The 20971-nt window shown below is 70.0% G+C and carries 21 protein-coding genes; 11 read left to right on the plus strand and 10 right to left on the minus strand.

Annotation, left to right across the window (positions count from 1 at the left end):
* The 5 genes from pdxA to C9I47_RS13345 all read left to right on the plus strand — a co-directional run bounded on the left by pdxA (position 1) and on the right by C9I47_RS13345 (position 3904).
* The gene (pdxA, locus tag C9I47_RS13325) at positions 1-1008 is read left to right on the plus strand and encodes a 4-hydroxythreonine-4-phosphate dehydrogenase PdxA (protein ID WP_111267176.1); all 1008 of its coding nucleotides are present in this window, start codon (positions 1-3) and stop codon (positions 1006-1008) included.
* Positions 1005-1832 (plus strand): 16S rRNA (adenine(1518)-N(6)/adenine(1519)-N(6))-dimethyltransferase RsmA, encoded by an 828-nt coding sequence (rsmA, locus tag C9I47_RS13330; RefSeq protein WP_111267177.1) that lies wholly within the window; start codon positions 1005-1007, stop codon positions 1830-1832. Before pdxA ends, rsmA begins: the two co-directional genes overlap by 4 nt.
* Before the next feature lie 54 nt (positions 1833-1886).
* Positions 1887-2270 carry a Co2+/Mg2+ efflux protein ApaG gene (gene apaG / locus C9I47_RS13335; protein WP_111267178.1) on the plus strand — a complete coding sequence of 128 codons (384 nt, stop codon included), beginning with the start codon at positions 1887-1889 and terminating at the stop codon, positions 2268-2270.
* A gap of 16 nt (positions 2271-2286) precedes the next feature.
* Positions 2287-3165, plus strand: coding sequence for a symmetrical bis(5'-nucleosyl)-tetraphosphatase (locus C9I47_RS13340; RefSeq protein ID WP_111267179.1), 879 nt, complete (start codon positions 2287-2289; stop codon positions 3163-3165).
* Between the two features lie 70 nt (positions 3166-3235).
* On the plus strand, positions 3236-3904 hold the full coding sequence (locus tag C9I47_RS13345; RefSeq protein WP_111267180.1) for a DUF1287 domain-containing protein: 669 nt from the start codon (positions 3236-3238) through the stop codon (positions 3902-3904).
* Positions 3905-3956: 52 nt separating this feature from the next.
* Here C9I47_RS13345 and C9I47_RS13350 read toward each other — a convergent pair whose 3' ends face one another.
* The 10 genes from C9I47_RS13350 to C9I47_RS13395 form a co-directional block, all read right to left on the minus strand.
* On the minus strand, positions 3957-4454 hold the full coding sequence (locus C9I47_RS13350; RefSeq protein WP_111267181.1) for a dihydrofolate reductase: 498 nt from the start codon (positions 4452-4454) through the stop codon (positions 3957-3959).
* A gap of 25 nt (positions 4455-4479) precedes the next feature.
* The gene (locus C9I47_RS13355) at positions 4480-5028 is read right to left on the minus strand and encodes a DUF2059 domain-containing protein (RefSeq protein ID WP_111267182.1); all 549 of its coding nucleotides are present in this window, start codon (positions 5026-5028) and stop codon (positions 4480-4482) included.
* 65 nt (positions 5029-5093) lie between these two features.
* Entirely contained in the window at positions 5094-5888 is a 795-nt protein-coding gene (locus C9I47_RS13360; protein ID WP_111267183.1) for a thymidylate synthase, read from the minus strand.
* A 5-nt stretch (positions 5889-5893) separates the two neighbouring features.
* Entirely contained in the window at positions 5894-6775 is an 882-nt protein-coding gene (lgt, locus tag C9I47_RS13365; RefSeq protein ID WP_111267184.1) for a prolipoprotein diacylglyceryl transferase, read from the minus strand.
* Positions 6776-6884: 109 nt separating this feature from the next.
* A complete protein-coding gene (locus C9I47_RS13370; protein WP_111267185.1) occupies positions 6885-7385 on the minus strand; it encodes a TPM domain-containing protein in 501 nt (166 codons plus the stop codon).
* 3 nt (positions 7386-7388) lie between these two features.
* Positions 7389-8303, minus strand: coding sequence for a TPM domain-containing protein (locus C9I47_RS13375; protein ID WP_407067481.1), 915 nt, complete (start codon positions 8301-8303; stop codon positions 7389-7391).
* 6 nt (positions 8304-8309) lie between these two features.
* A complete protein-coding gene (locus C9I47_RS13380) occupies positions 8310-8936 on the minus strand; it encodes a LemA family protein (RefSeq protein WP_111267187.1) in 627 nt (208 codons plus the stop codon).
* 128 nt (positions 8937-9064) lie between these two features.
* Entirely contained in the window at positions 9065-9799 is a 735-nt protein-coding gene (locus C9I47_RS13385; RefSeq protein ID WP_111267188.1) for a TerC family protein, read from the minus strand.
* A 60-nt stretch (positions 9800-9859) separates the two neighbouring features.
* Positions 9860-10240 carry a diacylglycerol kinase gene (locus C9I47_RS13390; protein ID WP_111267189.1) on the minus strand — a complete coding sequence of 127 codons (381 nt, stop codon included), beginning with the start codon at positions 10238-10240 and terminating at the stop codon, positions 9860-9862.
* A 266-nt stretch (positions 10241-10506) separates the two neighbouring features.
* A complete protein-coding gene (locus C9I47_RS13395) occupies positions 10507-11541 on the minus strand; it encodes an isoaspartyl peptidase/L-asparaginase (RefSeq protein WP_111267190.1) in 1035 nt (344 codons plus the stop codon).
* Positions 11542-11770: 229 nt separating this feature from the next.
* On the opposite strand from C9I47_RS13395, the gene dgcN reads away from it, so the two are divergent.
* From dgcN to C9I47_RS13425, 6 genes are all read left to right on the plus strand, one after another.
* The gene (dgcN, locus tag C9I47_RS13400) at positions 11771-12868 is read left to right on the plus strand and encodes an N-acetyltransferase DgcN (protein WP_223250137.1); all 1098 of its coding nucleotides are present in this window, start codon (positions 11771-11773) and stop codon (positions 12866-12868) included.
* Positions 12853-13821, plus strand: coding sequence for an N-acetyl-D-Glu racemase DgcA (gene dgcA, locus C9I47_RS13405; RefSeq protein WP_111267192.1), 969 nt, complete (start codon positions 12853-12855; stop codon positions 13819-13821). The genes dgcN and dgcA overlap by 16 nt, the downstream gene beginning before the upstream one ends.
* 33 nt (positions 13822-13854) lie before the next feature.
* A complete protein-coding gene (locus C9I47_RS13410) occupies positions 13855-15492 on the plus strand; it encodes an N-acyl-D-amino-acid deacylase family protein (RefSeq protein WP_223250138.1) in 1638 nt (545 codons plus the stop codon).
* A 57-nt stretch (positions 15493-15549) separates the two neighbouring features.
* The gene (gene gltS, locus C9I47_RS13415) at positions 15550-16770 is read left to right on the plus strand and encodes a sodium/glutamate symporter (protein WP_111267193.1); all 1221 of its coding nucleotides are present in this window, start codon (positions 15550-15552) and stop codon (positions 16768-16770) included.
* Between the two features lie 80 nt (positions 16771-16850).
* Positions 16851-17744 (plus strand): LysR family transcriptional regulator, encoded by an 894-nt coding sequence (locus tag C9I47_RS13420; protein ID WP_111267194.1) that lies wholly within the window; start codon positions 16851-16853, stop codon positions 17742-17744.
* Between the two features lie 470 nt (positions 17745-18214).
* Entirely contained in the window at positions 18215-20971 is a 2757-nt protein-coding gene (locus C9I47_RS13425) for a TonB-dependent receptor (RefSeq protein ID WP_190238512.1), read from the plus strand.

Raw genomic sequence — 20971 nt, forward strand, 5'->3', positions numbered from 1 at the left:
ATGGCCCTGCCCCGGCTCGCGCTGGTGCCGGGCGAGCCGGCCGGCGTCGGGCCGGAACTGTGCGTCCGCCTCGCCCAGCGCCCGCGCGACTATCGACTGACCGCCTTCGCCGACGCCCGCAGCCTGCGGGAGGCGGCCGCGCGACTGGAACTGCCGCTGACTCTGACCGCCCCCGGCGAAGGTCCGGCGACCCCGGGCGAGCTGGCGATCGTCGAGGTTCCCAATGCGGTGCCGGCCACGCCCGGCGCCCCCGACGCCCGCAACGCGGCGGCGGTGATCGGCGCACTGGAGCGCGCCGCCGCCAGTTGCCTGGCCGGCGACCACGACGGCCTGGTCACCGGGCCGGTGCACAAGGCGGTGATCAACGAGGGCGGCATCGCCTACACCGGCACCACCGAGCTGCTGGCCGCGCAGGCCGGCTGCGAAGTGGTGATGATGCTGGCCAACGACATCGTCCGGGTCGCGCTGGCGACCACCCACCTGCCGCTGCGCGAGGTTCCCGATGCGATCACCGCGGCCGCGCTCGAACGCAGCCTGCGGATCGTCCACCGCGCCCTCCACGACGACTTCGGCCTGGCCGACCCGGTCGTCGCCGTGCTCGGCCTCAATCCGCACGCCGGCGAGTCCGGTCATCTCGGCGCCGAGGAAATCGAGGTGATCGAACCGCTGCTGGCGGCCCTGCGCGAGGAGGGCATGCGACTGATCGGTCCGCTGCCGGCCGATACCGCATTCCTGCCCGGCAAGCTGCGTGGCTACGACGCGGTGCTGGCGATGTACCACGACCAGGGCCTGCCGGTGCTCAAGTACAGCGGCTTCGAGCAGGCGGTCAACATCACCCTCGGCCTGCCCTACCCGCGCGTCGCGGTCGACCACGGCACCGCGCTCGACCTGGCCGGCAGCGGCCGCGCCGATCCTTCCAGCCTGTTCGCCGCCGCCGATGCCTGCGCGCGGATCGCCCGTCGCCGCACGATGCCGCGCACGCCCCTGTCCCGAGTCCCGAACCGATGAGCCGACGCCACTCCACCGATCCCGCAAGGGCGCCATCGAAGGGCTTTTCCGCCGAGGCCAAGAAGTCGCTGGGCCAGCACTTCCTGCACGAGCGCGGGATCATCGATCGCATCGTCAGGGCGGTGAATCCGAAGCCCGACGACCGCCTGGTCGAGATCGGCCCCGGCCAGGGCGCGATCACCTTTCCGCTGCTCGACGCGCACGGCCGGCTGACCGTGATCGAGTTCGATCGCGACCTGATCTTTCCGTTGACCGAGGCCGCGCGCGAGCACGGCACCCTGCGGGTGATCCACCGCAACGTGCTGGAGGTCGACTTCACCGCGCTGGCCGGCGAGGAGGGCCCGCTGCGCCTGGTTGGCAACCTGCCCTACAACCTGTCCTCTCCGATCCTGTTCCACGCCCTGGAGCACGCCGCGGTGATCCGCGACATGACCTTCATGCTGCAGAAGGAGGTGGTCGACCGCATGGCCGCCGGCCCCGGCAGCAAGACCTACGGACGGCTCAGCGTGATGCTGCAGGCCTACTGCGAGGTGACGCCGTTGTTCAGCGTCCCTCCCGGGGCGTTCCGTCCGCCGCCGAAAGTCGATTCGGCGGTGGTGCGGCTGCTGCCACGCGCCCCCGAGACGATCGGGATCGACGACCCGGCCCGGTTCGCGGCGGTCGTGCGCGACGCCTTCGGCCAGCGCCGCAAGACCCTGCGCAACGCGCTTTCGCAGCAATGCGACAGCGAACGGATAGAGGCCGCCGGCATCCGTCCGGACCTGCGCGCCGAACAGCTCGAGGTCGCCGACTTCGTGCGTCTCGCCAACGCCCTGGCCTCCTGATTCCCACCGCCCGCAAGACCCGCCCGCCCGGCCCGTGCCGGGTACACTGTCCGCATGAATCGCCCCGCCGAATACGCCCTCGACATCGAAGTCGCGACCCGCTATCTGGACGACCAGTCCGAGCCCGAACAGGATCGCTACGTCTTCGCCTACACCATCCACATCCGCAATCGCGGCACGGTGCCCGCGCGCCTGCTTGCCCGGCACTGGGTCATCACCGATGCCAACGGCAAGGTCCAGGAGGTCGAGGGCGACGGCGTGGTCGGCGAGCAGCCCTGGCTGCGTCCCGGCGAGGACTTCGAATACACCTCCGGCGCGATGCTGGAAACCGATCTGGGCACGATGCAGGGCCACTACCGCATGCTCGCCGACGACGGCACCCAGTTCGACGCGCCGATTCCGCCCTTTACCCTGACCGTGCCGCGCACGCTGCACTGACCGGGGCCATGTTGCGATGAGTATCTGGGCCATCGGCGACCTGCAGGGCTGCTACGACGCGACCCAGCGGCTGCTGGATAAGATCGCCTTCGACCCCGCCCGCGACCGTCTGTGGTTCTGCGGCGACCTGGTCAACCGCGGCGGACAGTCGCTGGAAACCCTGCGGCTGGTCCACTCCCTGCGCGAACACGCCGTCGTCGTGCTCGGCAACCACGACCTGTCGTTGCTGGCGATCGGCCAGCGCAGCGAGGAGGAGCAACGCAAGGTCAACCCCGACCTGCAGAGGATCGTGCTGGCCGAGGACCGCGACGCCCTGCTCGGGTGGCTGCGCATGCAGAAGCTCTGCCACGTCGACCGGGAGCTGGGCTGGATGATGGTGCACGCGGGGCTTGCGCCGAAGTGGACGGTTTCGATGGCCGAGCGCCACGCCCGCGAAGTCGAGCACAAGCTGCACGGCGACCAGTACGGCCGGCTGCTGAGGTCGATGTACGGCGACGGCCCGGCCTGGAACCCGCGCCTGGCCGGCAACGACCGGCTGCGCGCGATCATCAATGTGATGACCCGCCTGCGCTACTGCACGCCGCGCGGACGGATCTCGTTCGAGGACAAGGGCGTCCCGGGCACCCAGCAGGCCGGTCTCTATCCCTGGTACGAGGTGCCGGGTCGCGCCGAGCGCGATCTCAGGATCGTCTGCGGACACTGGTCGACGCTGGGCCTGTTCATCGGCTATGGCGTGCACGCGATCGACACCGGTGCGGTCTGGGGCGGCAAGCTGACCGCGCTGCAGCTCGACTGCGAAGGCCTGAACCTGGTCCAGGTGCCCGGCCGCGACCAGCCTGCGGCCCCGCCCAGGCAGCGGCACAAGTCCAAGCCGCGCAACGGCCAGCGGCGCTGAGCGGGTGCCCGCGCGCGGCTCCGGTCGGCACGCGGCACCCCGGCGATGGGTGTGGCCGGCCATCGGCGCGATGATCACGCTCGCCGCACTGCTGATCGCGATCCGGCTGCCGCCATTCGGCGCGGCACCGGTCGACCCGGTGCCCGAGGTCGCACCCGCGACGGCCACCGTCGGCGAAGCCCGCCAACCGCCCGCCAGCGACCCGGCGCGTTCCGAAGCCCAGGCCCCGCCCAGGGTGCGGGCCGCGCGGGCGCGGATCGGTCGCACCCGTCTCTACGATCCCGCCTATGTCGCCCTCGACTACCCCGGTGGCGATGTCGCCGAGGACCGGGGCGTCTGCAGCGACGTCGTCGTGCGGGCCTTGCGCGCCGAGGGCCTGGACCTGCAACAGGCGGTCCACGAGGACATGCGCGCGCACTTCGACGCCTATCCGCAACGCTGGGGGCTGCGGCGCCCGGACCGCAGCATCGACCACCGCCGGGTGCCCAACCTGGAGCGCTGGTTCGAACGCCAGGGCTGGTCGCTGCCGCTGCGGGCGCGTGCCGGGGACTATCGGCCCGGCGACCTGGTCAGCTGGCGCCTGCCCGGAAGCGGCCTGCCGCACATCGGCATCGTTTCGGACCGGCGCGGCAGCGACGGCGTGCCGCTGATCATCCACAACGTCGGCCACGGCACCCGCGAGGAAAACGTGCTGTTCGCGTATACCTTGAACGGCCACTATCGTCCGCCGCCGCATTGACGCCGGACGCCAGGGTCAGCGCGCTCGGAACCGAATGCTCAGCCCCGCACGCTCAGATCCGTACGTAGTCGACGAACTCGAAGGCGTGCGCATGCCGCGCATCGGCCGGGTGCGCCTCGCGCGCCAGCACCCGCCACGCCAGCGGATCGAACCGCGGGAAGAACGCATCGCCCCCCTCGACCGCCGCATCCACGTGGGTCAGGCACATCCGCTCCGCCATCGGCAGGCACAACGCATAGACCTCGCCGCCGCCGATCACGCACAACGCGTCGGCGCCATCGGCCTCGGCCAGGCGACGCGCCTCCTCGACGCTGGCGACCGCCTGCATACCCTCGAACGGCACCCGGCCGCCGCGGGTCAGCACCAGGTTGCGTCGTCCCGGCAGCGCACGTCCGAGCGACTCGGCGGTCTTGCGTCCCATCAACAATGGCTTGCCCAGGGTCAGCGCCTTGAACCGCTTCAGGTCGGCCGGCAACCGCCACGGCAACTCGTTGCCGCGACCGATGACATGATTGCGGTCGAGCGCGGCGACCAGGACCAGCCCGGTCATCGCCCGCGCTCCACCCGGTGCGATCTCAGTTCTGGCATTCGAGCATGACCGGCAACACCTTGGCCCCCATGTCCGACACCAGCTTCTTCATCGCCGGCGAGCTCATCAATTGCTCATGCGAAGCCTTCAGGGTGGCCTGGACGTCGCTGTCGGCGGCCTGGCTGTTGCGGAGATAGGCCGCACCCGCCGGACTGTCTGCAAAGGCGATGAAGGCCTCCAGGTCCTCGTGGGACAAGCGCCGGCGCAGCACGTCCTTGATCTGCGCTTCCAGCTCACCGGAACCGAAGTAGCCCTGCACGGCGTCGCGGAACTCGTTGTCGGCGAAGTCGTCCATCGCACGCTTCAGCGCGGGACAACTCTGCGTCTGCGGCTTCCCGGCCATCTTGGCGCGGAAGTCCTCGACCAGCCGGTCGACGTCGACCGCCGCGAGCCGAGTGCCATAGGTCAGCTCGAAATAGCGGTCGAGCGATGCCTCGTAGGCGCGATTGCCGGCCAGCGCCGGCGCCGCCGCCGCGACCGACAACAGCAGTGCGGCGGTCCGCCGCAGGAAGTCGTTTCCGGGTGTGGTGCGCATGTTCGCCTCCCCTGTGGCGATGGATGCCGGTATCGGTAGGCGGACGCCACCGGTACCCGCGGATGTCAGACCGCGACCGGCGCCTTGATCGCCGGATGCGGGTCGTAGCCCTCGATCGCGATGTCGTCGTAGTCGAACCCGAAGATGTCGCGGACCTGCGGATTCAAGGCCAGCCGAGGCAGCGCGCGCGGCGCGCGCGCGAGCTGTTCGCGGGCCTGCTCGAAGTGGTTCGAGTACAGGTGCGCATCCCCGAGCGTGTGCACGAAATCGCCGACCTCCAGCTCGCAGACCTGCGCGACCATGTGGGTCAGCAGCGCGTAACTGGCGATGTTGAACGGCACGCCGAGGAAGATGTCGCCGCTGCGCTGGTAGAGCTGGCAGCTGAGCCTGCCGTCGACCACGTAGAACTGGAACATCGTGTGGCACGGCATCAGCGCCATCCGCGGCAGGTCGGCGACGTTCCAGGCACTGACGATCAGCCGGCGCGAATCGGGATTGCGCTTGATCTCCTCGACCACCCAGCGGATCTGGTCGATGCCGCCCTCCTTGTCGCCGCCCCAGTGCCGCCACTGGTGGCCGTAGACCGGACCGAGTTCGCCGTCGGCATCCGCCCATTCGTCCCAGATCGAGACCTTGTTGTCCTTCAGGTAGGCGATGTTGGTGTCGCCGCGCAGGAACCACAGCAGCTCATGGACAATCGAGCGCAGGTGCAGCTTCTTGGTCGTGACCAGCGGAAAGCCCTGCGACAGGTCGAAACGCATCTGCCAACCGAACACGCTGCGGGTACCGGTGCCGGTGCGGTCGCCCTTGTCGGTGCCGTGTTCGAGGACGTGACGCAGCAGGTCGAGATAGGCGCGCATCGGAACTACTCCTTGGTCGTCGGCGGGACCGGCTGCAGGGTCGGCGAGCGTCGCGACAGCCACAGCCAGAACAGGCCGAGCGCGATCAGCGGGGTGCTGAGCACCTGCCCCATCGTCAGCCAGTCGAAGGCCAGGTATCCCAGCTGCACGTCCGGCACGCGCACGAATTCGACCAGGAAGCGGAAGCAGCCGTACAGCAGCGCGAACATGCCGGCCACCGCGTAGCGCGGCCGCGGACGGCGCGAGAACCACCACAGCAGCAGGAACATCGCCAGCCCTTCCAGACTGGCCTGGTAGAGCTGCGAGGGATGGCGGGCAAAGGCGTCGAGGGCGCCGTTCGCGTGCAGCGCGCGCAGCTGCTCCAGCGGCAGGTTGGCGTACTGCTCCGGCAGCGCGTGCGGGAACACCACGCCCCAGTCGGCGCCGGTCGGCTTGCCCCAGAGCTCGCCGCCGATGTAGTTGCCCAGCCGTCCGAACCCCAGGCCCGGCGGCACCAGCGGGGCGACGAAATCCATCACGTCGAAGAAATGCAGGCCGTTGCGGCGCGCCCACCACAGCGCCGCCGCCATCACCCCGACCAGGCCGCCGTGGAAGCTCATCCCGCCTTCCCAGATGCGGAACAGCATCAACGGGTCTTGCAGGAGCTCGGAGAACCCGTAGAAGAACACATAGCCCAGGCGCCCACCCAGCACCACGCCGATCATCGCGTAGAACAGCAGGTCGCTGAAGCCCTGCTCATCGACCCCCGGCAGGCGGCCGGCGCGGATGCGCAGGCGTCCGAGCCACCACGCGGTCAGGAAGCCGAGCAGGTACATGATGCCGTACCAGTGGACCTTGAGCGGACCCAGCCCGAAGGCGATCGGATCGATCTGGTGCAGGACGATCATGCGGACGGCGGACTCCGGTCGGCGGCGGGGCCCCTATTGTGCCCGACCGTGGACGTGGATCGGGAACACCCGCCCGCGCGCCGTTCACGCGGGAGCGCCGCGACGGCGCCTACAGCAGGTGCGGGTCGTCCGGCAGCTCGTTGACATCGGCATCGCCCTCCGCGCGCGGGAAATGCCGGGCGACCAGTTCCGACAGCGCCTCGATGCCGGCCACCACCGCCGCCTCGTGCTCGCCGGCCTTCAGCCGGGTCTCGATCAGCTGGCAGACACCGCGCCACTGCGCATCGCTGACCCGGCCGTCGAAACCGCGGTCGGCGACGATCTCGATGCGATGATCGGCCAGCAGCAGGTACAGCAGGACCCCGTTGTTGGCCTCGGTGTCCCAGACCCGCAGCCGTGCGAACACGTCGGCGGCGTGGTCGCGGGCGTCGACACCGCGCCAGACCATGGCCGCCGGCAGCCCGGCCTCGACCGCGAAACAGACCTCGCCGCGGTGGCGGCGCTCGCCGTCGACGATCGCCCGGGTGATCCGCTGCAGGGCGTCGGCCGGGAACCGACGCCGCGAGGACGGCGCGAACAGGTGACGGAGCAGGCGTTGCAGACGGGCCATGGTTCACCAGCTCCCGGAGGCGCCGCCGCCTCCGCTCATGCCGCCGCCACCGGACCAACCGCCGCCGGAACCGCCCGAAGAGCCGCCGCCCCAGCTTCCACCGCCGCCACCGAAGCCGCCCCAACCGCTGTCGCGGGCAAACCGGCCGCCGCGACCACCACCCTTGGGGAGCAGCCCGATGAAGAATCCGATCAGGCCGCCAATTGCGCCGATCAGCAGCATCGAGGAGAACATCCAGGCCACCAGGCCGGACAGTCCGCCGCCGATCACCCCGCGCGCCAGCCCCGGCAGGCGACCGAACAGGCCGCGCGCGAACTGGGCCACGAACAGCGAGACAAACAAGGCGATCGCCCAGTAGTCGTTGTCGCCGTCGCTGTCCGCGCGCGGCCGGGCGTCCGCCATCGGCGCCGGCAGCGGCTCGCCGTCGATCAGGCCGGCCAGTGCGGCGCTGGCCTCGCCGACGCCGCCGGCGAAGTCGCCGGCGCGGAAGCGCGGCACCAGGTATTCCTGGATCACCCGGTGCGCGGTCGCGTCCGGGATCGCTCCCTCCAGTCCATAGCCGACCTCGATATGCACCCGCCGGTCGTCCCTGGCGACCACCAGCAGCACGCCGTCATCGACGCCCTTGCGTCCCAGCTTCCAGGTCTCGAACACCCGCACCGCGTACTGGGCGATGTCCTCCGGCTGCGTGGTCGGCACCATCAGCACCTGCAACTGGCTGCCCTTGCGTTGCTGCAGCGCCAGCGCCCGGGCCTCCAGCGACTGGCGGGCCGCCGCATCGAGGGTGCCGGTGGTGTCGACCACCGGCGAATCCAGCGGCGGAATCGGCGCCAGCGCCTGGGCCAGGCCCGGTACCGTCCACAGCAGCGCGACGGCCGCCAGCAGCCAGGCTCCCAACCATGCGCGCAGCCCCGTCACCGGCGATCAGCCGCCGCTGCCGTCGCCGAAGTCGACCGTCGGCGCCTGCTGGATCCGGGCCTCGTTCTCGACGCTGAAATTGGGCTTGGGCTCGTAGCCGAACATCATCGCGGTCAGGTTGACCGGAAACCGGCGGATGTAGGTGTTGTAGTCCTGCACCGCCTGGATGTAGCGCTGGCGCTCGACGCTGATCCGGTTCTCCGCGCCCTCCAGCTGCGCCTGCAGTTGCAGGAAGCTCTGGTCGGCCTTCAGCTGCGGGTAGTTCTCGCTGACCAGCAACAGCCGGCCGATCGCGTTCTGCAACTGGCCCTGGGCCTGCTGGAACTGTTCGATCGAGGCCGGGTCGGCGGCGTCGATGTTGATGCTGCCGACCTTGGCGCGCGCCTCGGTGACCTGGGTGAACACCTGCTCCTCATGGGCGGCGTAGCCCTTCACCGTCGCGACCAGGTTCGGCACCAGGTCGGCGCGCCGCTGGTAGACGTTGAGCACCTGCGACCAGGCCGCGGTCACCGCTTCGTCCTTCTCCTGGATGGTGTTGTAGCCACAGCCGCTGAGCAACGAGGCGAGCAGCGCCAACAGCAGGCACTTCAGCGGCAGGCCCCGAAACGAAGGGCGGGAGCGCGACAGTTCCATGACGGTTCCTCGAAGCACGACGGTGCGCCGATTGCACCACCGTGGCGCCCGCGGCGCAACGGCGGCGGCGGACGCCACCCGCAACGGCCTGCCAACGGGGCCGGCCCGAGCCGACCGGAGCCTACGGCTCAATCGCTCAGGACACGGCGCTCGCTGCCACGCCTGGCCCACAGGTTCAGGCACTCGACTAGGGCCGAGAAGCCCATCGCGCCATAGATATAACCGCGCGGGATATGCATCTCCAGGCCGTCGGCGATCAGGTACACGCCGACCAGGACGATGAAGGCCAGGGCCAGCATCTTGATGGTCGGATTGTTGTCGATGAACTGGCCCAGCGGACGCGCCGCCAGCAGCATCACGCCGACCGCCAGCAGGATCGCGAACACCATGATCACGCGCTGGTCGGCCAGGCCGACCGCGGCGATCACCGAGTCGAGCGAGAACACGATGTCGATGACCGCGATCTGCGCGATCACCATCCAGAACGAGGCCGCCGGACGGGTATGGACGTCGTCGGACTCGGGTTCGCCGGCGATCAGGTCGCGGATCTCCATCGTGCCCTTCACCAGCAGGAAGCCGCCACCGACGATCAGCACCAGGTCGCGCACCGAGATGCCCTGGCCGAACACGCTGAACAGATCGTGGGTCAGCCCCGCCAGCCAGGCCAGGGTCAGCAGCAGACAGATGCGGGTGACGCAGGCGACCGCGATGCCGAACTTGCGCGCGACCTCGCGCCGGTGCGTGGGCAGCTTGCTGACCGCGATCGAGATGAACACCAGGTTGTCGATGCCCAGCACGATCTCGATCGCGCTCAGGGTCAGGAGGGTGATCCAGGCGTTCGGATCGGTCAGTAGTTCAATCACCGCAAGGTTCCTGCGTCTGTCGGGTTACGGCCGCCGGCGGCCGGTCGGAATGGGGGCGGCTCAGAACAGCCGCGGCGCCAGGATCGCGCCCCAGACCAGCAGCACGTTCATCATCACCACGAACACCGCCGCCGAGCCCATGTCCTTGGCGCGCCCGGCCAGCTCGTGGTGCTCGTCGCCGAAGCGTTCGATCACCGCCTCGATCGAGGAGTTGAGCAGCTCGACGCTGAGCACCAGCATCATCGAACCGATCATCAGCGCCCGCTCGAGCGGGCCGTGACCAAGCCACCAGCCCAGCGGTGCGAGGACCACGAACAGATAGACCTCGAGCCTGAACGAGGATTCGTGCAGCCAGGCCGCCTTGAGCCCCTGCATCGACCAGATCGTGGCCTTGAAGATGCGGCTGGGGCGCCGCGGCAGGTGTCCGAATTCATCGGCCATGGATCGTGGGTCTCGCTGGATGGAGGAAGCCGTGGACCGGCGCGACCGCGACGCGTGCGAAGTCGGCCGGAAGCGCTGGATCAGGCCTCCGGCCGGGTCATGGCCGCGGGATGCCGGCGCCGGACCGGAACCGGCACGATGGCCGCGCCCGGAATCCGGCACAGCGCACGATTTTGCCACAGCCGGACATTACCGGGGCCGAACGCCCGCCCGCTCGGCCGGCACACCCGCCGCTCCCGGCCCGCCCCTCCGGGCCGGCGCGGCGCTCAGCGGTCGTCGTCGGCCTCGTGGATCGCGGTACCGCGGGTGCCGTCCGGCCCGATCCAGCCGCGGAACATGCTGCCGCTGTTGAACGGCATCGCGATGTTGCCGTCGCGGTCCAGCGCGATCGCGCCGCCGTCGCCGCCCGCCGCGGGAACGATCCGGTTGACCACCTCGTCGGCGGCTTCGGCCAGGCTGTCGCCGCGATAGGCGACCCGCGCGCAGATATCGTGGGCGACCGCATTGCGGATGTAGAACTCGCCCCAGCCGGTGCCTGAGACGCCGCAGCGGTCGTCGGCCCAGGTGCCGGCGCCGATCACCGGCGAGTCGCCGACCCGGCCGAAGCGCTTGTTGGTCATGCCCCCGGTGCTGGTGCCGGCGGCGATATGGCCGTGCGCGTCCAGCGCGACCGCGCCGACGGTGCCGAAATAGGCCGGCCCCTCGTCGCCGTCGTCGATTCCCGCATTGCGGTCGCGCGCTTCCCTCTCCTGCGCCTTCTCCAGCGCGCGACGGCGGTGCTCGGTATCGAACCAGGCGTTCTCGACCCGCTCGATCTCCGGCCGCGAATCGGCGAAGGCTTCGGCGCCGGCGCCGGCCATCATCACGTGCGGGCTGTGCTCCATCACCGCGCGGGCCAGCCGGATCGGGTTGCGCACGGTGCTCACGCCGGCGACCGCGCCGGCGCGGCGCGTGTGGCCCTCCATCACCGAAGCGTCGAGTTCGTGACCGCCAACGGCATTGAACACCGCCCCCTTGCCGGCGTTGAAGCGCGGCGACTCCTCCAGCACCAGGATCGCCGCCTCGACCGCATCCAGCGCGGCGCCACCGCCCGCCAATACCGCATTGCCGGCATCCAGTGCGCGGTTCAGCGTCGCATGCACCTCGCGCCGGTCCTCCTCGCTGAGCGCGTCCTTCGGCACGAACCCGGCGCCGCCGTGGATGACCAGGGCGGTCCTGGCGGTCGTCGCCTCCTCGGCCTGGACGTTCATCGCGATCACCATGGATGAGAGCAGGGACAACGTGACGAGCATACGGCGCATTGCAACCTCCGGTACCGGCGTGATCCACACGCCCCCGAGCATACCGCCAACCGCCGCGGGCCCGCCGCCGGCGCGGTCCCGGACCGCAGCGCCCACGCATAACCCGCCGTTATGCGTGGGCGGTGCCTTTTCATTGGTGCCGGCGGCGACCGCTACCTAAGGTGAATCGCACGCCCGCGGCATGCCCGACAGCGCCCTGCCGCGGCCTCTCCACACTCCGCACACGCGAATGGACACTTCCGCCAACGTCATGTCCGCCACCTCCTCCGAGGCCGCCACGTCGAGCTCCGCACACCCACCGGTCCAACACCCTCCGAACGGTTGGGGACCGCCCTATCTGCTCTATCTGGGCAATGCCCACGATGAGCTGGCGGCCAAGACCGCGCGCGGCCTGGCGCACTGGCGGCCGCAATGGTGCATCGGCCAGCACCGCCGGTCCGGATGCCGGACCACGGTGGGGCTTGCGGACATGGACTTCGCCCAGGCCCGCGCCAACGGCGCGAACACCATGATCGTCGGCGTCGCCAACGCCGGCGGGCTGATGGACGCGGACACCGTCGACGACATCGTTGCCGCGCTGGACAACGGCATGCACGTCGCTTCCGGGCTGCACCAGCGCCTGTCCAGCTGCGCGCCGATCGTCGCCGCCGCGAACCGCAATGGCCTGCAGTTGTTCGATGCGCGCCATCCCCCGCTGCTGCAGGTGGGCAGCGGCCGTCCCCGCGCCGGGCGTCGCCTGCTGACCGTGGGCAGCGACTGCTCGGTCGGCAAGATGTACGCGACCCTCGCCCTGGAGCAGGAGTTCCGTCGTCGCGGCCTGGCCGCCGATTTCCGCGCCACCGGCCAGACCGGCATCTTCATCGCCGGCGGCGGCGTCCCCATCGACGCGGTGGTCGCCGATTTCATCTCCGGCGCCGCCGAGTGGATCTCGCCACCGCGCGAGGACGACGGCTGGGACCTGATCGAGGGCCAGGGCTCGTTGTTCCATCCCTCCTATGCCGGCGTCTCGCTCGGCCTGCTGCACGGCAGCCAGCCCGACGCCCTGGTGCTGTGCCACGAGCCCAACCGCGCGCACATGCGCGGACTGCCGGGACAGCCGTTGCCGGACCTGCGCGCCTGCCTGGAAGCCAATCTGGCGGCCGCACGCCTGACCAACCCCGCCGTGCAGGTCGTCGGCGTCGCCCTCAACACGTCGCGACTCGGCGCCGACGACGCCCGCGACGTGTGCCGGGCGATCGAAGTCGCCTTCGACCTGCCATGCCAGGATCCCGTCTCGATGGGCGTTTCCCGAATCGTCGACCGGGTGCAGTCATGCTTCGGCGACTGAGCGCCGCGCATCGCAGCCGGCCGCTGGCGGCACCGTTCCGGATCTCCCGCGGGGTCAAGACCTCGGCCGAGGTGATCGAGGTGCGACTGCACGACGGCGATGGCTGCGGACGCGGCGAATCGGTGCCCTACGCGCGCTACGGCGAAACCATCGACTCGGTGCTCGAACAGATCGAACGGGCCAGGCCGCAACTCGAAGCCGGTGCCGACCGTGGACAGCTGCGCGCCCTGCTGCCCCCCGGCGCCGCCCGCAATGCGCTCGACGCGGCGCTGTGGGACCTGGAGGCCGGACGCGGTGGCGGCAACGCGATCGAGCCGCCGCGCGATCTGGTCACCGCGATCACGGTCGGCATCGACAGCCCCGCGAGGATGCGCGCCGCCGCCGAGGCGGTCGCCCACGCGCCGCTGATTAAGGTCAAGGTCGACGCCACCGCGCCCGATGCGCAGATCGCCGCGGTCCGCGCCGGGGCGCCGGACGCGCGACTGATCGTCGACCCCAACGAGAGCTGGGACTACAAGCTGCTGTGCCGGATGCAGCCGCTGCTCGAACGGGCCGACGTCGCCCTGCTCGAACAGCCCTTGCCGGCCGACATGGACTACGTGCTGGAGGGTTTCTCGCCATCGCGCCCGATCTGCGCGGACGAGTCCTGCCACGTCGCCGCCGACCTGCCGCGGCTCGCCACGCGCTACCAGGCGGTCAACATCAAGCTCGACAAGACCGGCGGTCTGACCGAGGCGCTGGAGCTGCTCGATGCCGCCCGCGCGGCCGGCTTCCAGATCATGGTCGGCTGCATGGTGTGCTCCTCTCTCGGCATCGCACCGGCGCTGCGACTGGCGCCGCGCGCCGACTTCATCGACCTCGACGGCCCCTGGTGGCTGCGCGAGGACGATCCCGACGGCGCGCGCTTCCGGCACGGCCTCCTGCTGCCTCCGTCGCCCGGCTTCTGGGGATAGCCGTCTCCGCCCTCTCCCAATGGATTCCCGCTCTTGACCCATCGCACCCGTCCCCACCGCACGCTCCGTCGTTCCCTGCAGGCCGGCTGCCTCCTGATCGCGTTGAGCGCATGCGCCACCACCGCTCCCGCGCGACGGAACGTCGACCTGCTGATCGTCGGCGGCACGGTGTACGACGGTGAAAGCGTCGAACCGCAACGGCTCGATGTGGCGATCCGCGGCGATCGGATCGTCGCGGTCGGACCGGCGCTGGAACGGCGCTACCGCGCCACCCGCAGGATCGATGCGGACGGACAGGTGGTCGCGCCGGGCTTCATCGACGCGCATGCGCACCCGGCGACCTACGTGCGCGCCGACGATCCCGGCACGCGTCGCAACGCGCCGTGGCTGTACCAGGGCGTGACGACCCTGATGATCGGCGTGGACGGCGGCGGCAGCCCGGACGTCCAGGCCGAGCGCGAATGGTTCGCCCGCCACGGCGTCGGCACCAACCTCGCCCCCTATGTCGGCTTCGGCCCGGTGCGGCGGTCGGTGCTCGGCGAGGCCGACCGCGCACCCGATGCCGCCGAGCTGGAGGCGATGCGCGCCCTGGTGGACAAGGCCATGTGCGAGGGCGCTTTCGGCTTCTCGACCGGACTGTTCTACGCGCCGCAGAGCTTCTCCCGCACCGCGGAGGTCGTCGCGCTCGCGCGCGAGGCGGGTCGCCACGGCGGCATCTACGACACCCACCAGCGCGACGAATCCTCGTATTCGCTGGGCCTGCTCGACTCCACCCGCGAGGCGATCGAGATCGGGCGCCGCGCCGGGCTGCCCGTGCACATCGCCCACATCAAGGCGCTGGGCGTGGACGTCCACGGCGAGGCAGCCGAGCTGGTCTCGATCGTCGAGTCCGCGCGCGCCGAGGGCATCCGGGTCACTGCCGACCAGTACCCCTGGCTGGCCTCGGGCACCAATCTGAAATCGGCGCTGCTGCCGCGCTGGGCCCTCGACGGCGGCCGTCCGGCGATGCTCGCGCGCCTGCGCGACCCGGCCCTGAGGGCGAGGATCGTCGCGGAGATGGCGGACAACCTGCGTCGCCGCGGCGGTGCCGGCTCGCTGCTGCTGACCGCCGCCGGGCACCCGTGGACGGGCCAGCGGCTGGACGCGGTCGCGCGCGGCTGGGGGATCGATCCGATCGCGGCGGCGCTGCGTATCGTCGAAGGCGACGAGCGCCCACCGGGCGTGCGCTCGGCCGGATCGGTGGCCTCGTTCAACATGGACGAGGACGACATCCGCCTGCTGATGCGACAGCCCTGGGTGATCACCAGTTCCGACGGATCCGACGGCCATCCGCGCCAGTACGCGACCTTCCCGAAGAAGTACGACACCTACGTCAGACAACAGAAGGTGCTCACCCTGGGCGAGTTCATCCACCGCTCGACCGGATTGAGCGCGCGGACGCTGGGACTGGAACAACGCGGCGTGCTGCGCCCGGGCCATTTCGCCGACGTGGTGGTGTTCGACCCGGACACCTACGCACCGCGCGCCGACTACCTGCGCCCGCGGGAACCGTCGCGCGGCGTGGTCCATCTGCTGGTCAACGGCCAGCCCGCGATCGCCGACGGCGAGCTCGGCGATGTCCTCGCCGGCCGCCTGCTCGCCCACACATCGACCGCGGGCGGTTGCCGGTGACGGCGGTGGCAGGCACCCGCCGGCGCGCTCCGCGCACGCTCCGCAACGGGAGGCCCGATGCTTGAACTGGACGCGACCCAGACCCTGGCACTGGCGGGGCTGAGCCTGTTCGTCGGCCACGCCCTGTGCCGACGCATCCCGGTGCTGGCGCACTACAACATCCCGGCCCCGGTGGTCGGCGGCCTGCTGCTGGCGCTGGCCTCGCTGTTCGCCCACGGCATGGATGTCACCCTGTTCTCGCTCGACACCAGCCTGCAGACGCCACTGATGGTGGCGTTCTTCACCGCGATCGGCACCCATGCCAGCCTGTCGCTGCTGCGCGTCAGCGGGCGGCAGGTGATGATCTTCCTCGCGCTGGCAGGCGCATTCACCGTGATCCAGAACCTGACCGGCATCGCCATCGCCAGCCTGTTCGGATTGTCGCCGCTGTTCGGCGTGCTGGCCGGCTCGACCACGATGGCCGGCGGGCCGGCCACCGGGCTGGCGTTCGCGCCGCTGTTCCAGGAAGCCGGCGTGGCCGGCGCGCAGTCGGTCGCGATCACCGCGGCAATGGCCGGGATCATCTGCGGCGGCCTGCTCGGCGGGCCGGTGGCGACCCTGCTGATGCGTCGCCACGGCCTGCATGCGCCGGGAGGCGATGGGTCCGGTGCGACCGGCGCGCCGGCGAGCGCCCCGTCGCACGACACCGCCGTCGGGGCCGCGTCCGCGCAGATGCGCGAAGCGCATGCGCTGCGCAGCGTCGTGTGGATCCTGCTTGCGATGTGGCTGGGTGCGTGGATCAGCAAGGGCTTCGGCGCGATCGGGCTGACCCTGCCGGCCTATGTCGGTGCGATGCTGGTCGGCGCGCTGATGCGCAATGTCGACGACCGCACCGGATGGCTGAAGCTGTCGGCGCCGACGATCGAGGTGATCGGCAACGTCTGCCTGGCGATGTTCCTGGCCCTGGCGCTGATGAACCTCAAACTGTGGGAACTGGCCGGGCTGGCCCTGCCGTTGCTGGCGATCCTCGTCGCCCAGGCCCTGCTGGTGACCTTGTTCGCGGCCGGCCTGGTCTACCGGGTGATGGGGCGCGACTATGACGCGGCGGTGATGGGCGGCGGCTTCGTCGGCTTCATGCTCGGCACCACCGCCAACGCGATGGCGGTGATGCAGACCCTGGTGCAGCGCTACGGCATGGCACCACGCGCCTTCCTGGTCGCGCCGCTGGTCGGCGCGTTCTTCATCGATTTCGCCAACGCGCTGGTGATCACCGGCTTCCTGAATTTCTGGAAGCCATGACCGATGGAGGTTCCGGCCGCCCCGGCGAAGACCCGATAATCCCCGTTCGACGACGTATCCACAGTGCGACCGGGACCGACATGCGCCTGCGCCACATCGAGATATTCCAGGCAACGCTGCAGGCGGGAACGCTGACCGGGGCGGCCCGGATACTCAACATCACCCAGCCGGCCGCGACCAAGCTGCTGCAGCACGCGGAACTGCAACTGGGCTTCAAACTGTTCAACCGCGTGCGCGGACGCTTGCGGATCACCCGCGAGGGACGCCTGTTGCAGGATCGGGTCGAACGCGTGTTCGACGAGCTGCGCGAACTCGAGCGCCTGTGCGGCAGCATCCGCCAGTCCGGACACCACCCGCTGAGGGTGGTCAGCATCCCGACCCTGGCCACCCGCCTGGTCCCGGCCGCGATCACCCGGATCCGCCAGGAATTCGCCGACGCCTCGATCGAGCTGGTCACCGAACACTCGCGCGAGATGCTCCGGTCGCTGCTGGTGCGCGAAAGCGACATCGGCCTGACCCTGCAGGAGATCCACCACCCGGGCATCCACCAGGAACCGCTGTGCAGCGCGCCGGTGAGGGTCATCGCGCCGGCCGGCTGGTGGGACGACACCGGCGCCCCGATCCCTGTCGACGCGCTGGCCGGGCGCCCGATGATCGGCATCGCTGCCAACGACGGCCTGGGGCGGATGCTGCGAACCCACATCGAGCACATCGATCCCGCGCCCGAGGTCTCGATCTGGGTACAGACCTACCAGTTGGCCCGCTCGCTGGTCGCCGACGGCCATGGCATGGCCCTGGTCGATCCGTTCACGGCGATGGATGCCGACACCGACGGCATCCAGGCCCGGATCCTGGAGCCGCGCCTGGACGTGCCGCTGTATGCCACCTGCCGCGAGGGCGAGAGCCTGAGCACGATCCAGAAGCGGTTCCTGAAGCTGGTCAAGACGCGACTGCTCGACGAACTGATCGGGTAAAGCCCTGCCCGCCGACACCAACGCGACGGGTGTCCGACGCATCCACGCAGCTCCCTTCCCAGCCTGCGTCCATGGATAACCTCAAGTTATCCCCGCGCCGTGCCTTTTCATTGGTTGACGTCGAACCCGCTGGCTAAGGTGCATTGAAAGGCCCGTTTCACGTCGCTGCAATACACGCCCACCGAAAACGCGGCCTTTGGACCAGGGGCGCCTTTGCGTCGGCGCGGCAGGGACCCGCGCCCGGGCAATGGCGATCGACCGCGGAGGGCGGGGCCGGACGACGACAGCGGACACGGATACCAGGCGCCCACGCACCACGATCGGACAACCCCGCGAACACGCGACATCAACCGCATCACCGGAGAGAGAAAGTGCGCGCCAAGAAAATGTCAGCCAGCTCGGCCCCACACCCTTCCCGCCCGTTCGCGGACCATCCGCAGCGACACGCCCCGGTTCGCAGGCACAGGCTGGTGCATGCCTGCGCGTCGGTACTGGCGGTCTGGGCATGCGCCGGCGGCGCGCTCGCTCAGGAATCCACTGCAGAGGCGCAGGCGCCAGCCGAGCCCGCCGCACAGGCGTCCGCCACCGACCTGGACCAGGTCACGGTGACCGCGTCGCGGGTGATGCGTGGCGGCTTCAGCGCCCCCACCCCGACCACCAGCATCACCACCGACGAGATCAATGCCACCGCGGCCACCAACGTCGCCGAGGTCGTCAACCAGATGCCGTCGGTGCGCCCGTCGCTGACTCCGGTCAGCACCACCAACAATTCGCAGTACGCCGGCGGCTACTACCTCGACCTGCGCGGCCTTGGCTTCAACCGCACCCTGGTCCTGGTCGACGGCAAGCGCGTGGTGCCGACCCAGATCCAGGGGCCGGTCGACATCAACTCGGTGCCGCAGGCGCTGATCAGCAGCGTCGACATCGTCACCGGCGGCGCCTCCGCGGCCTGGGGCTCGGACGCGGTCGCGGGCGTGGTCAATTTCCGTTTCGATCGCGGCCTGGAAGGCTTCAAGGGCCTGCTCCAGGCCGGCACCACCAGCCACGGCGATCGCGACAACAACCTCGGCTCGATCGCCTTCGGCCACGCCTTCGCCGACGGTCGCGGCCACCTGCTGCTGGCCGCCGAGAGCGCCAGCAGCGACGGCATCGAACGGCTCGACAGCCGCGACTGGGGCGCGGCCGGCTGGGGCAAGATCGCCAATCCGGCCTACACCCCCGACAACGACGAGCCGCGTCTGTTGCTGGTGCGCAACACCCGCGACGCCAACAGGTCCTACGGCGGCGTCATCAACAGCGGCCCGCTCAAGGGCATCCAGTTCGATGCCGACGGCAACCCGATCCCGTTCGAGTACGGCGACCTGGTCACCAAGTCGAGCATGGTCGGCGGCGACGGCGCCGACGGTTCGGCGGCGTTCGTGCTGGAGGCGCCGCTGGAGCGCCAGAGCACCTACGGGCGCGTTTCCTATGAGTTCTCGCCGGCGATCACCGGCTTCGTCGAGGCGTCCTGGGCCAAATCCAAGACCCGCTACGACAGCCTGACCCGCAACGACTCCAGCCTGACGATCAAGCGCGACAACGCCTTCCTTCCCGACAGCATCGCCCAGTCGATGGACGATCTGGGCCTGACCAGCTTCACCATAGGCCGCTACAACCGCGACTACGCCCGCGCCTTCAACGACAAATCGAGCGAGACCGCGCGCTTCGTCGCCGGCCTGGAGGGCTATCTCGACAACTACTGGAGCTGGGACGCCTACGTCACCCACGGCGAGAGCGAGACCAACCTGCATTCGTCGAAGAAGCGCATCACCTCCACCTTCGAGTACGCGCTGGACTCGATCATCGACCCGGTCACCGGCGCCGCCGTCTGCCGCGACGCCGCCGCCCGCGCCGAAGGTTGCCAGCCGATCAACCTGTTCGGCGAGGGCGCGCCTTCGCAGCAAGCGCGCGACTACGTCCTTGGCACCTCGCACACGATGTCGAGGATCACCCAGGATGCGGCCAGCGCCACCCTGCGCGGCGAGCCCTTCGAGACCTGGGCCGGCCCGGTGTCGATGGCGACCGGCCTGGAATGGCGCCGCGAGAAGGCGGTGGTCACCTCCGATCCGCTGTCGATGGCGGGCGCGTTCAACACCGGCAACACCGTGCCCTGGAGCGGCTCGGTGACGGTGAAGGAAGCCTTCGGCGAACTGGTCGTTCCGCTGGCCGTCGACACCGCCTGGGCGGATTCGCTCGACCTCAACCTCGCCGCGCGCATGACCGACTACAGCACCTCGGGCACAGTCGTGTCCTGGAAGCTCGGCAGCTCCTGGCAGGTCAACGACCTGATCCGGTTCCGCGCCACCCAGTCGCGCGACATCCGCGCGCCGTCGCTGGCCGAGCTGTTCGGCGGTTCGACCACGGCGATCTTCAACGTGTTCGACCCGGAGCTGGGCAGCACCTACTCGGTGCAGTCGATCACCTCCGGAAACGCCGAGCTCGAGCCCGAGGAGGCGGACACCACCACCGCCGGCATCGTGCTCAATCCGCTGCCCGACCTGGTGATGTCTCTGGACTATTACCGGATCGACGTCGACAAGGCGATCACCACCTTCCAGGCCCGCTCGATCGTCGAACGCTGCTACGACGGCCAGGCCGCGGTCTGCGACCTGATCGTGCGCGATCCGGTCAGCGGCGAGATCGACCACGTCAACGTGTCCCCGCAGAACCTGCAGACGATGCGGGTCAGCGGCGCCGACTTCGAGCTGTCCTACAGCCTGCCGGTCGGCAACGGACAACTGGGCCTGCGCAGCCTGTTGTCCTACGTCGACACCCTGCGCCTGGACGACGGCCAGAACGTGATCGACATGGCCGGCAGCACCGACCAGCCGACCATCGCCAGCATCGGCGGGTCGCCGCGCTGGCGCGGCAACCTGTACGCCAACTACCGGATCGGCGACCTCGCCTTCAATGCCGGCGTGCGCCACGTCGGCGGCGGGCGGATCAAGAACGAGTACACCGCCAAGGACATGAACATCCTCACCCATTCCGGGCGCACCTACTTCGACCTCGGCGGCTCCTACGACTTCCACACCGGCGCCAACGGCAACATCAGCCTGTTCGCATCGGTCCGCAACGTGTTCGACAAGGACCCGCCGATCACCGGTACCGGCGGCTTCCCCACCGTGCGCTCGCTCTACGATGTGATCGGCCGCACCTACAATGTCGGCGTCAGGTTCGATTTCTGA

The sequence above is a fragment of the Marilutibacter maris genome, from assembly GCF_003233695.1.
In the GTDB taxonomy this organism is placed as follows: domain Bacteria; phylum Pseudomonadota; class Gammaproteobacteria; order Xanthomonadales; family Xanthomonadaceae; genus Marilutibacter; species Marilutibacter maris.